The sequence below is a fragment of the Brevibacillus sp. NRS-1366 genome (assembly GCF_050467985.1).
Genome location: NZ_JBITPN010000017.1, coordinates 439,166 through 451,333, shown reverse-complemented (window position 1 = coordinate 451,333; position 12,168 = coordinate 439,166). Strand labels below are relative to the sequence as shown.

At 50.3% G+C, this 12,168-nt stretch carries 13 protein-coding genes; all 13 read right to left on the bottom strand.

All coding sequences use genetic code 11. The annotated features are described in order from the left end of the window. Complete coding sequence (locus tag ACIFQN_RS11225) at positions 1 to 1,341, bottom strand: acetyl-CoA carboxylase biotin carboxylase subunit (RefSeq protein ID WP_429833104.1); 1,341 nt, start codon at positions 1,339 to 1,341, stop codon at positions 1 to 3. Between the two features lie 48 nt (positions 1,342 to 1,389). Further along, the gene (locus tag ACIFQN_RS11220; protein ID WP_429833103.1) at positions 1,390 to 1,632 is read right to left on the bottom strand and encodes an acetyl-CoA carboxylase; all 243 of its coding nucleotides are present in this window, start codon (positions 1,630 to 1,632) and stop codon (positions 1,390 to 1,392) included. A gap of 28 nt (positions 1,633 to 1,660) precedes the next feature. Beyond that, entirely contained in the window at positions 1,661 to 2,629 is a 969-nt protein-coding gene (locus ACIFQN_RS11215) for a biotin-dependent carboxyltransferase family protein (protein WP_429833102.1), read from the bottom strand. Then, complete coding sequence (locus ACIFQN_RS11210) at positions 2,622 to 3,506, bottom strand: 5-oxoprolinase subunit B family protein (protein WP_429833101.1); 885 nt, start codon at positions 3,504 to 3,506, stop codon at positions 2,622 to 2,624. Before ACIFQN_RS11210 ends, ACIFQN_RS11215 begins: the two co-directional genes overlap by 8 nt. A gap of 53 nt (positions 3,507 to 3,559) precedes the next feature. Further along, positions 3,560 to 4,168: a nucleotidyltransferase family protein gene (locus ACIFQN_RS11205; protein WP_429833100.1), complete on the bottom strand. Its 609-nt coding sequence runs from the start codon at positions 4,166 to 4,168 to the stop codon at positions 3,560 to 3,562. Between the two features lie 29 nt (positions 4,169 to 4,197). Next, positions 4,198 to 5,337, bottom strand: coding sequence for an XdhC family protein (locus tag ACIFQN_RS11200; protein ID WP_429833099.1), 1,140 nt, complete (start codon positions 5,335 to 5,337; stop codon positions 4,198 to 4,200). A 4-nt stretch (positions 5,338 to 5,341) separates the two neighbouring features. Then, positions 5,342 to 6,526 (bottom strand): vWA domain-containing protein, encoded by a 1,185-nt coding sequence (locus ACIFQN_RS11195; RefSeq protein ID WP_429833098.1) that lies wholly within the window; start codon positions 6,524 to 6,526, stop codon positions 5,342 to 5,344. Then, the gene (locus ACIFQN_RS11190) at positions 6,516 to 7,442 is read right to left on the bottom strand and encodes an AAA family ATPase (protein ID WP_429833097.1); all 927 of its coding nucleotides are present in this window, start codon (positions 7,440 to 7,442) and stop codon (positions 6,516 to 6,518) included. The genes ACIFQN_RS11195 and ACIFQN_RS11190 overlap by 11 nt, the downstream gene beginning before the upstream one ends. Beyond that, the gene (locus tag ACIFQN_RS11185) at positions 7,439 to 8,299 is read right to left on the bottom strand and encodes an FAD binding domain-containing protein (RefSeq protein ID WP_429833096.1); all 861 of its coding nucleotides are present in this window, start codon (positions 8,297 to 8,299) and stop codon (positions 7,439 to 7,441) included. The genes ACIFQN_RS11190 and ACIFQN_RS11185 overlap by 4 nt, the downstream gene beginning before the upstream one ends. Beyond that, positions 8,296 to 10,644: a xanthine dehydrogenase family protein molybdopterin-binding subunit gene (locus ACIFQN_RS11180; protein ID WP_429833095.1), complete on the bottom strand. Its 2,349-nt coding sequence runs from the start codon at positions 10,642 to 10,644 to the stop codon at positions 8,296 to 8,298. Before ACIFQN_RS11180 ends, ACIFQN_RS11185 begins: the two co-directional genes overlap by 4 nt. 2 nt (positions 10,645 to 10,646) lie before the next feature. Further along, positions 10,647 to 11,168, bottom strand: coding sequence for a (2Fe-2S)-binding protein (locus ACIFQN_RS11175; protein ID WP_429833094.1), 522 nt, complete (start codon positions 11,166 to 11,168; stop codon positions 10,647 to 10,649). A 1-nt stretch (position 11,169) separates the two neighbouring features. Then, on the bottom strand, positions 11,170 to 11,649 hold the full coding sequence (locus tag ACIFQN_RS11170; protein ID WP_429833093.1) for a CoxG family protein: 480 nt from the start codon (positions 11,647 to 11,649) through the stop codon (positions 11,170 to 11,172). A gap of 233 nt (positions 11,650 to 11,882) precedes the next feature. Then, on the bottom strand, positions 11,883 to 12,161 hold the full coding sequence (locus ACIFQN_RS11165) for a hypothetical protein (protein WP_429833092.1): 279 nt from the start codon (positions 12,159 to 12,161) through the stop codon (positions 11,883 to 11,885). Between the last annotated feature and the right edge of the window lie 7 nt (positions 12,162 to 12,168).

Genomic DNA, 12,168 nt, shown 5'->3' with positions numbered 1-12,168 from the left:
CTACCCTTTGAGCAGCGTCTCTACGAATTTGGTCGTATAGATGCCAGCTTGGAAGGCTGAATCGTCCATAATGGATTCCAATAAAGGCAGGTTGTTCTTAATCCCGCTTACTTGGCACTGCTTCAATGCTTCTTTCATTTTCTGAATGGCATCCTGTCGATCCGTACCATGAGTGATCACCTTTCCAATCATCGGATCATAAAACGGGGTTACCTGATCGCCTTCAGCGACGGCAAATTCCAGTCGTACCCCAACAGGCAAGGTCAGTGTATCTATTTTTCCTGGCGAGGGCATAAATGTGCGTGGGTCCTCTGCGTATACACGACATTCAATGGCATGCCCCAAAGGATTGGATGGCAGCACCTCCTGATCTAGCGGCTTGCCGGAAGCAATGTTGAGCTGCCATTCGACCAAGTCAATCCCGGTGATTTCTTCCGTGACCGGGTGCTCGACTTGTATGCGTGTGTTCATTTCCAAAAAGTAATAATTCCCTTGTTCATCCACGATGAACTCCATTGTACCCACGCTTGTATATCCGATGCTCGCTGCTCCCTTCACCGCCGCCGCACATAATGCCTCGCGGGCCGCCGGATCAAGAAACGGCGATGGCGCTTCCTCGATAATTTTTTGATTGCGCCGCTGGATCGAGCATTCCCGTTCCCACAGATGAACGATGTTACCAAACTCATCACCGGCCAATTGCACCTCGATATGGCGTGGGGAGGAAATGTACTTTTCCAAAAACAATGTATCGTCACCGAAGTAGGATCCGGCACGCTGAGCGGTACTCTCAAACGCCTTTTCCAGCTCCTGGTCGTTGTACACAATCTGCATACCGATTCCACCGCCACCCGCACTCGCCTTAAGCATGATCGGATAGCCGATTTCACCCGCGACCTTTTTCGCTTCATCAATGGAAGTGAGTGCACCACAAGCTCCAGGGACGATTGCGATGCCCGCCGCTTTCATCTGTTTGCGAGCTTCTATTTTGTCACCCATCAAGCGAATCACTGCGGCTTTGGGACCGATAAAGGTAATGCCTTCTTGGGTGCAGCGTTCGGCAAATGTGCTGTTTTCCGCCAAAAATCCATAGCCGGGATGAATAGCATCTGCCCCTGTATCCTTGGCAGCCGCGATGATGCTGTCTATATCGAGATAGCTTTTTTTGACTGGCGCAGGGCCGATGAGAACAGCTTCATTCGCTTCCTTTACAAATAAAGCACTTGCATCCGCTTCTGAATAGACTGCAACGGTAGGAATCGACAAACGCTTGCATGTACGGATAATACGACGGGCAATTTCTCCTCTGTTGGCAATTAACACTTTTTTGAAATCGCTCATGAAGTCCTCCATTTATATCGCACCCAATGATTTGGTTAAGAACTGGCGTTATTTCAAGGTGACGAGCTCCTGATCCACATCCACAATGCTTTCATTCTGAACAGCGAAGCGGTCTATCACGCCGTCTTCTTCCACTTTTACTTCATAGAAATTTTTCATGACTTCAATCAGCCCAACGATATCTCCTGATTTGACGCTATCGCCTTCCTGCACATAGTCCGGTTGGTCCGGACTCGGCTTGCGATAAAAAACACCGGGAAGGGGTGAGAGAATTACTTTTTTGTCACTCATGCATGTTCCTCCTGTTTACTTTGGTCACTTATAGTGCAGCGGCGATACGCGTCAATTTTGCCTGTGTGTCTCTTCTTGCTTGCAACGCTTCTTCCAACGACACGGCGACGAAGCGTACTTTGTCGTTTGTTTTGATTTGTCCCATCCGATTCAAATCACTGCTGATGACCGTAGCGATCGTAGCGTATCCGCCGCCTGTCACCGCATCGTGTAACAGAACGATAGGCTCGACCCCATCCGGCACCTGAATCGATCCGATCGGATAGCCGAGATCGGTCACATTCGAAGGATTGCTGCCTGCGCCAAAAGGCTGCTTGCGCTCGACAAATTGCAATCGCTCCCCGCGGTGCCTGTACCCGATACGATTCGCTTCTGGCGTCACTGTCCATTCGGTATCGAAAAACGTCTGTTTGCTCTCCTCCGTGAGCCGGTAGCTGCACAATCCAACAATGACCCTGATCTCATGGGATTTGCTGAAGACGGGGATGTCAGCATCTGAAATTCTGCTCCCGACAGGCACGTCCCGCTCTTTCATATCAGCCGTATGGAGGACGTCACCTGCTGCAAGCGGTCGTCCCTGAAAGCCTCCGATGCCAATCAATGTATAGGTTGAACGGGAATTCATGATGACGGGTACATCTATGCCGCCTTCCACAGCCATATATACCCTTGCGCCTGATTTGACGAAATCGAATGACAACACATCACCGGCTTTGATCGCAAGCGTTTCCCACATCGGCACTGCTTCACCGTTGATCCTGGGCGGAATATTGCCACCAGTCAAACTGATGCGCGTGTCCTCTTCAAATTCCAGCTCAGGACCAAGATAGGTGATTTCCAAAGCAGCGGCATCACGGGCGTTTCCTACCAAGAGATTGGCTACCGTATATGAATATTGATCCATAGCCCCAGAAGGCGGCATACCGATTTCATAAAAGCCGATCCTGCCCTTGTCTTGCACTGTGGTCTGCAGACCCGCTTTGATCACTCTAATCATGGTATAACCTCCTCATGACGTTCTCCGAGAATGACTCCAGGTCTGCAAGAACCTCTTTCGGGGTAAACGTAAAGTCTTTTTTCTGATAGGTAAACGTACCATTCTCAACTTGCTGCCGGATCTCATCATATTCCCCGCGGGAGATGCTGCGGTAACGGAAAATATCACCTTGCTGCGGGAATACCATCGAGTCTTTAAAATCAGGCAGGGTCTGTTCTTTTTGATAAATGGGGGCCGGTGCAATCCCGTAGAGCTGATAACCCCCTGCACCTTGGACTGGATAAATAACGGAAAATGCCCCACCAAAACCGAATGCCCGCTCTGGCGTAAACGTACGGGGACGTACATACTTGGGTACCTCAATCTGCTTCTCACGTCGCACCATCTGGAAGCACCACGGTAGACCGGGAACGAATCCGATCATCGACACGAGAAACGGTGCGCTCGTGATCGCTGCGATAAAATCGTCCGTATTGTCGTACCCGTTTATACGAGCCGAGTACTGGAGATCTGTAGCCTCAGGGTCCTGATGTCGATCTCGAAAGCGCATCAACGCTTCATGGGTCCATGGATCTTCAAACAAAACAGGGACATCGACCAATCGGGAGGAAATCGTCACATCAAACGGGTCAGTCATTTTTTCAATTTGTTTTAATTCATCCATTAAAAACGCTGGATCGACGATATCGGGATTGAAGCGGATCATATAAGAAGCGTTGGATGGACAAATATCCAGAATGCCGTCAATCCTCTTCTCCTTCAATTTTCGAGTGATGGCCATGCCCGTAAAGTTGGACTCTAGACTCATCTCTTCTGATAGCTGGACGAAAATGAACTCGTCACCGCCGTATTCGTATAAGGTTTTCATCGTACTCATGAACCGTCACCTCCGTAGTGGGTGTCTCATGAGAATGCATACTCGCGACATGCTCATGATATGTGCTCAGCTTGTTCAAAATCTTCACGGGTATCTATGTCGAGGTGGATGCCTGGGTCGTCAACCGGAAGAAACATCCGTGGCTGCATGTCGGCAATAATCGGCTTTGCTCCCTGATCTCCTTCCAAGCGAGCAAACTGCTCCTTGCAGATGTTTCCAAAAAAAACGGGATGCCCCGGTTTCTCCTGATAGATTGGCTGGATAACGAACGGTTCTTGCAGCTCTTGCATTTTCCTTTTTGCGAAAGACCAGAGCGAATGCACCGTCTGGCTTTGAATAAAAGGCTGATCCCCGAGAAACACCATGACCGATGAGTGGAATTCCAGTGCCTTTGCAATTCCGGCCTTGAAGGAAGTGCTCTGACCAAGCTCATAAAGGGGATTGATATGCCAAAGAAAACGCGGGTCGTCGATCTGGATAGACTGCACAATCCGCTCCGCTTCATGACCAATCACAACGATTACATGAGTAAAATCCTCCACCAGTGCCAGCTTTATGACATGTTCGAGCATGCAGCTCCCTTTTAAAGGAAGGAGTTGTTTGGCTGAGCCCATCCTGGCCGCCATTCCTGCAGCCAAAATGACCGCGCATCCATCGTGCATGTGGGACTTCCCCTCCTCAAGGAACAGCGTTACAGCGCAATTACCGTACTTTGATGGATCTGTTTTTTATCACGAAGCAGTCCTCCCTCGTGACCTGTGCGCCTTGCGATGATCTCCGCCAGGATGCTTACGGCGATTTCTTCCGCGGTGTCTGCTCCGATATCGAGTCCAATCGGGTTGCATAGACGTGCCAGCTGTCGCTCGTGAAAGGTTGCTCCAGCTTTTCCGAGTGCTTCCATTATCCGCTCACGACGCGAACGGGGTCCTAAGAGCCCGACATATGGTGCCTCGGACAACAAAGCGAATTTCAATGCTTCCTGGTCTCTTTCCAGGTGATGGTTCATGATCACTACGTAGGTTCTCTTGCCAATAACGAGCTCCTGTTGATAGGCGCCAGAATCTATCAAAAGGCGCGCCGCCCCTGGAAAACGCTCTGCAGTATTGTAACCTGGACGCGGATCGACTACTGTCGTGGGTAACCCGAGATTCGCACTGAGCTCGGCAACAGGAATGGCGTCGTGTCCGGCTCCAAAAATCATGACCATTGGAAGTGGCACCGCTACGTCGAGAAAAACATTTACGGAAGTTCCGTCATCAAGGTCGATCGAACGACTAGAAGATCTAGGGCTTGGCTCTTGGAAAAGCTCCTTGGCCCATTGCTCCACGTAATGGTTTAAACCCGTATGGCCAAGACTCCCTGTGGCGTATCCTTCTTCTGGAATAACGAGCCGTCGGTCTACTGTGGGTCCATCTTTATCGCTGCTTTTGATGACCGTACAAAGTGCTGCAGCATTTCCTTTTTGTATACTTTGCGACCAGGTTGCCAATGCAGAATGCTGATCTTTGTCTGCACGTATCGGTTCAATGAAAATGTCAACGGTTCCCGGACAGCCAAGCCCCAGCCCCCAGACGAGATTTTCGTCCAGCTCGTACCGCTTCAAGATTATCTGGTTTTCTTGCATGACCGTTTTGGCCACCTCTGCCACATCCGCCTCAAGGCATCCACCTGAGATAAGTCCGACATAATTGCCTGTCTCGTCAATGAACATTTTTGCGCCTTCCCGTCGATAGGCAGATCCCTTGACCTTTACAACAGTAGCTAGGGCTCCTTTTTTCCCCGCCTTTCTCGTTTCCTCCAGTGCTTGAAGGACTGCCTCATTCTCCCGCATCCAATCACCTCCGACATGTAAAGGCAGCAGCCATTTTTTTGAATGAAACGGGGTCGTTTGCTCCCGAAAACAAATCAATGTACGTAAGGGCAGTGTGCATACCCCGAGCTGTCGGTTCATAACCCGGGATTGCCAACAGCGGATTGAGCCAAACTACGCTCGCGCTGCGAGCATAGATCGTTTTCATGGCTTGTTGCATTGTTTCTACCGACCCTGTCTCGAGCCCGTCACTTGCAATGATGACAACCGTCTTCCTCCCGAGCATACGCCCCCCGTACTGCTGAATAAAAGTTTCTAATGATTCGCCAATTCGCGTGCCGCCGCCCCATTCGGCTCCCAAAACGGACAAGGCAGACAGTCCCTGCCGCTTCGTTTGATACAGCTTCTCTGTCACTCTTTTCACACGGGTGGAAAACAGGAATACTTCGACATATCTGGAGCAGCAGGTCAATGCGTAGGCAAATTGCAAAAAACGCTCTGCAAAGCCTGTCATTGACCGGCTGCCATCACAGAAGAGAACAAATCGGACTTTTTGCGGCTTGGGACTTTTCCACGCCAGTTTGAAGATTTCGCCTCCTACCGGCATGTTGATCCTCATCGTTCTGCGAAAATCTAGGTGTCCGCCTCTTTGGCCGGCTGCTTTTTTTCTACCTTTTTGTCGTTTAACTCGATTCACCAGAATTCTTGCTGCAGCGATAGTCTCGTTCAAATTCTCCACAGGGATCTGCGCACGGGTAGGTGCATTCTTTTGCAGAAGCGATGTAAGGAACGAACGTCCTCTCGTATTTGGCTCCGAATTAGCCAGACTCGGCTCGACGGGGTCATCGCAGCTAATGGGATTATGCTGTGACTCTTTTTTTTCGTCTTTCGGACCGCTTTCACTCGTTTGGTTCGATAACCTCATCTGGACCATAGCTCGATCAAGAGCGCTCAGGTTCGTAGAACGAAAAAATGCTTTATAGATGGCATCAAAGTGTTCCTGTTCCCAAGGACTCGAGCATAGCACCAAGCGAAGGGCTTCTCTTACCTGCGATTCTGCCTCTACGCCTACGATTTCGATGGCTCGCAGTGCGTCTATCGTTTGCCCAGGGCCAATCCGAAAGCCACGCTTACGTAAAAACTTGCAAAACAACGCAATGTGTTCAACGAGGTTGCCAGCATGCGAGATGGCTGGATTGTCACTTCTCATCGTTCCCTTTTCCCCATTCACTGATGTCTGTCAGCAAATCTCCTTGCTCTAAATGGTGGATGACCCGCTCCCAGTCTTCTTGGTCTTTCAAAATGCAGCCTAGCGTTTCTCTTATCGACTCTTTATCCAGAATACCTCGATGCAACGTGATCAATGCGAGGGCCCAGTCCAGGCTTTCCGCCATTCCAGGTGTTTTAATCAGCGGCATGCGGCGTATTTGTTCCATCAAATTGGCAATTTGTCTCGCCAAAGCATCGTTCATTCCTGGTATTCGTGTGCGCAGAATATTCATTTCTTTTTCGTAATCAGGGTAAGGTATCCACTGATAAAGGCAACGGCGACGGAGTGCATCACTTAATTCACGGGTCCGATTTGAGGTCAAAATCATGTACGGGCGATGAACGGCCTGAATCGTCCCCAGCTCTGGAATCGTCACTTGAAACTCGGCCAACGTCTCCAGGAGATAGGCCTCAAAAGCCTCATCGGCACGATCAATCTCGTCGATCAACAAAACGGGAGAAGCCTCCTCGTCTGTCAAGGCTTCCAGAAGAGGTCTGCGCATCAAATAGGATAGATCAAACAGATCTGCCTCCTTCTCCTGTAGGCTTCGCCCGTCATTCTCACGCAGCTTGAGATGAAGCAATTGCTTTTGGTAGTTCCATTCATACAAGGCCGAATGTACGTCCAATCCCTCATAGCATTGCAAGCGGATCAAGCGTGTTTTTAAAACCTGCGCGAGTACCTTGGCGAGCTCAGTCTTTCCTACCCCAGCTGGTCCTTCCACCAACAGCGGCTTTTGCAGGGAAATCATCAGTTGCAGAGCTGTCACCGAAGCGCGGTCCGTTACATACCCGTTTTCCCCGAATGCTTCTTTGATGTCCTGCAGGAGCAGGGTATGATCATGCGCGCGATTCATTGCAGGAGAATATGGGCCAATGCACGCTCTGTGTAAACCGCGGCAATGTTGCGCCGATACTCATCAGAAGCAAAGAGGTCATTTCCGATCTCTCCTTCATTGGACGCGAGCGCAGCTGCCCTCTTAATTGTCTCTTCTGTCGGCAATTCCCCCAGCAAGGCCTTTTCGACGGAGGTAGCCCGATAAGCGACATCCGCTACTCCGTTTATACCGACCCGTGCAAAATCAATCCGCCCATCTTCTCCTATTCCCACAATTGCACACACTCCGACTACAGCATATCCAGAGGCAGGATGCGCATATTTCATATAAACGCTCTTCGTATGGGTCGGAGGGATGAGGAAGGAAATCGAAGTAAGCACGCTTGTCTCCGGCAAAGCCGTCACCAACGGACCGAGAAAGAATCCGTCAATGTCGATTACTTCTTTTCCGTCTTCTCCCTGTACTTCCAGGAGGGCTTCGAGCGCCAGCGCCACGCCAGGCAAATCAGCAGCAGAATCGGCATGCGCGAGATTGCCACCTACTGTACCCCGATTGCGAATTTGCATGTCGCCAATCGTCCGGGCCGTCTCTGCCAATACCGAAATGTTCTCGGTAACCAGAGCATCCTGATACAATTGCTTGTGTGTGGTCAGCGCTCCGACGATCAGCCGGTTTCCGTCTTTTCGGATCCCTTTCAGCTCCTGGATGCGACTGATATCGATCAATTTTCCAGGATTGGTTAAACGGAATTTCATCAATGGAACGAGACTGTGACCACCCGCCAAAAACTTCCCTTCTCCCTCGCTTTCCTGCATCAGTTGAATGGCTTCCTCGATCGAATTCGCCTGAACGTAATCGAATGCATTTGGTATCATGAGCTCTCCCCCCTAGTTTGCATGGCTCTCCATACTTTTTCCGGCGTCAGCGGCATATCCAAATCCTTGATCCCAAACGGACTGAGTGCATCCATGACCGCATTCACAACGGCTGGCGGTGCTCCGGTCGTTCCTGTTTCACCTACGCCTTTTGCACCGAGAGGGTTGACAGGCGACGGTGTTTCTACAAAGTGAGATTCAATGGTCGGGAAGAAACGAGCTTTTGGCATCGTATAGTCCATGAACGTACCGGATAAAAGCTGTCCATTGTCGCTATACACGGCTCCCTCCCACAATGCTTGCCCAATCCCTTGGGCCACACCGCCATGAACCTGACCTTCAGCAAGCAGCGGATTAATCACTCGACCGATGTCATCTACGGCTACATAGCGTTTCAATTCGATTTCCCCAGTTTGGGCATCTACTTCCACCACGCAAATATGGGCACCAAACGGATAGACGAAATTAGGCGGGTCAAAGAAGGATTGCCCTTCGAGTGAAGGCTCTACACCATCCGGGAGGTTCCAGGCAAAGTTGGCGGATTTCGCAATATCTTTGAACGCACGGGTTTGTCCAGGTACGCCTTTTACGTGGAAAACGCCATCTGAAAATTCCAAATCTTCCCCAGACACTTCCAACTCATGGGCGGCAATTTTCTTTGCCTTTTCGATGACTCGGTCTGCAGCAATCGCAACGGCTGCACCGCCAACTGCCGTATTTCGCGAGCCATAGGTGCCCCATCCCATGGAGACGCTGCGTGTGTCACCGGAAATAAGCTCGATATCGTCAATGGAAATGCCTAGCTTCTCACCTACGACCTGAGCAAAAGTAGTGGCTGTTCCCTGCCCATGAGGAGACGTTCCCGTAAAAACCGCTACCTTGCCGCTGGGATGAACACGTACTGTACTGTTCTCCCAGACACCGCCCTGAAATCCGATCGCTCCTGCTACTTTCGAAGGGCCAAATCCGCAAAGCTCCACATACGTAGAGATACCGATTCCGAGCAGTTTGCCCTGACCGCGCAGTTTTTCCTGCTCTGCACGGAGCGAAGCATAATCTGCAACGTCAAGTGCCCGATCAAGGGTATGATGGTAGTTGCCGCTGTCGTAGCTCACACCCATGGCAGTGCTGTACGGGAATGCTTCTTTCGGGATCAGGTTTTTTTGTCTGATCTCCACTGGGTCCATCCCGATCTCCTGGGCAAACAAATCAACGATTCTCTCTATCTGGAACGCGGCTTCCGGCTTGCCTGCTCCTCGATAGGCATCCGTCGGTGTTGTATTGGTATAGACGCCATACGTAACGACTGCTGCTTTTGGGATCGTATAGGCTCCTGTCACCATCAAGCCAAAATCAATCGTTGGACACCCAGCGCCAAAGGTGGACAAATACGCTCCCAGGTTCGCTGTATTTTTAACGCGTAAGGCAGTGAAAGTCCCGTCTCGCTTTCCAGCCAGCTCCACTTCAATGACTTCATCACGAGCGTGAGTGGTCGCCATAAAATGTTCCTTGCGATCCTCAATCCATTTTACCGGTCGTTTCAAGTCGCGGGCGGCATGTCCAATTACAGCTTCCTCATTGTAGGTGGCGATTTTGGAACCAAACCCTCCTCCGACATCGGGAGCCACGATGTGCAATCTGGATTCCGGAATATCCAGTACTTCTGCATAAACCATGCGATGAATATGCGGGTTTTGCGAAGTGCACCAGATGGTCAACTCTCCACTTCCCGGATTGTACTGGGCAACTGCACCCCGCGTTTCAATCGGATTCGGAATCACACGCTGGTTGTAGAGCCGCTGCCGAACGACGACTTCGGCGTTTTGAAATTCTTCCTCTGGTATTTCGCCCGCTTTCCATAGAAGCGCGAGGTTGTTTTCCACATCCTCATGAACGAGCGGCGCTCCCTCAAGCAGAGCTGCTTCCTGATGAACGACAGCAGGCAGATCCTCATAATCCACCTCGATCAAATCGAGAGCATCCCTCGCAATATAGCGGTTTTCTGCTACGACCAGCGCCACACATTCACCCGCATAGCGAGTCTTGTCAATCGCAAGCGCACTTCGATCTTTGGGTTTCAGATCCGCACCTGGCAGCAGCCACATGGTCGGTACTGCTTTTACTTTTCCTACGAGATCTGCACCTGTATAAACGGCTACCACACCCGGGAGTGCCAGTGCCTTGGAAATATCGATCCCCACGATCCTCGCATGGGCATGAGGGCTTCGCACAAAGGCACCGTGAAGCATACCAGGCAATTTGATATCATCCGTGAAATTGCCATTGCCCGTGATGAGCTTTGGATCTTCCTTTCGCTTCTGTGGCGTTCCGATTAATTTCCCCATCGCTAACGTCCCTCCCCTGCACTCGAAATCGTTTCTTTCGCCTGATTCCCCTCGGCTATCAATTGGGCAGCATGCTGGACGGCGCTAACGATAAATTGATAACCGGTGCACCGACAGATAACTCCTTCAAGCGCATCGCGAATCTCTGCCTCAGATGGATTCGGATTTTCTTTGAGAAGTCCCACCATCGAAATCATCACACCAGGCGTGCAGAAACCACATTGCAGTCCGTGCTTCTCCCAAAAGCCTTGTTGGATTGGATGCAGCTGCTGCATATCACCCAAGCCTTCAACCGTAGTGATTTGCGACCCGTCCGCTTGCACCGCGAGCATCGTACAGGATTTTACGACTTCTCCATTAACCATAACGGTACAGGCCCCGCACTGACTGGTATCGCAGCCGATATGAGTACCGGTCAGATCAAGCTCATCACGCAGCAAATGGGCCAAGAGCAATCGCGGCTCCACCTCAGCCTGTCGCACCACACCGTTCACCGAAACGGATAGCTTTTTTTTGATCGTCATCTCAGAGCACCTCCCCTTCGATTTTCACGTCCGTATGTTCTTCTAGCTGTTTCATCTCTTTGTCCACCGTTTTGAAAAATTGCCCTAACACCATCTTGGCAACACCACCCATTACCCGTTGGCCAACAGAGGCAAGGACTCCTGTCACCTGAACTTCCGTGGAACAAGTAAGCTGCGTGCCTTGTTCTGCTTCGTCCAAATGCATGTCAGCCACTGCATCAATTTCCCCAGGCAACCCTTTTCCCCGAACCAGCAAGCGATAAAAAGCAGGTTCCTGCTGATCGACCTGTTGTACCTGCCCAGTAAACACCCCTTTTACCGGACCCACGCTCACCCCCATTTCGGCGTGATATGTACCATCCTCCATTCGTGAAAATGATTTACATCCTGGGATCGACTTCTTCAAAACCTCTTCGTTCTGAATCAGCTTCCATACGACTTCTCTCGGAATAGCAAAGGTGTATGTATGCTCGAGCTTCACGATTCTCACTCCCCGCTGTCGATTTTCTGCTTTTTCTGAATTGTAGATTTAATAAAACCGTTACCCCCATAAAAAGCAACTTCTGTGCCATGCTTTTATTCGAGTTTATTCGTAGGAAGTCAGACCCATTCTTTCATTTTTGAAATTTATCGTTTCATAATTGAAAGATTCACGATTAAAAAAGAGTCTTATCCCCTTCCACCGTCAAGGGATAAGACTCCAGTTGAATTTGTTTATGCACTTTGTTTCATCATATGAACGTATTGTGCTACATAAAGGTAGCGAACGATCAACGGTTCCATTTCAGCTTGCGCGGCACGTGTGTAGCTTTTTCCGTGAATGGCCAGCTCTGCCAGCAGTTGAGCGAGGAAGCTCATTTCATAGCCAAGAGCAGACTCCTGTAATGACTCCAGCTCCTCCATATCTTTCGTATCGATTTTATTGATTCCTTTGAGTAGGATTCGTTCCAGCCAATCCGTCAGTTTATCTGTATAGGATTGAATATGCTCCATTGGGTTC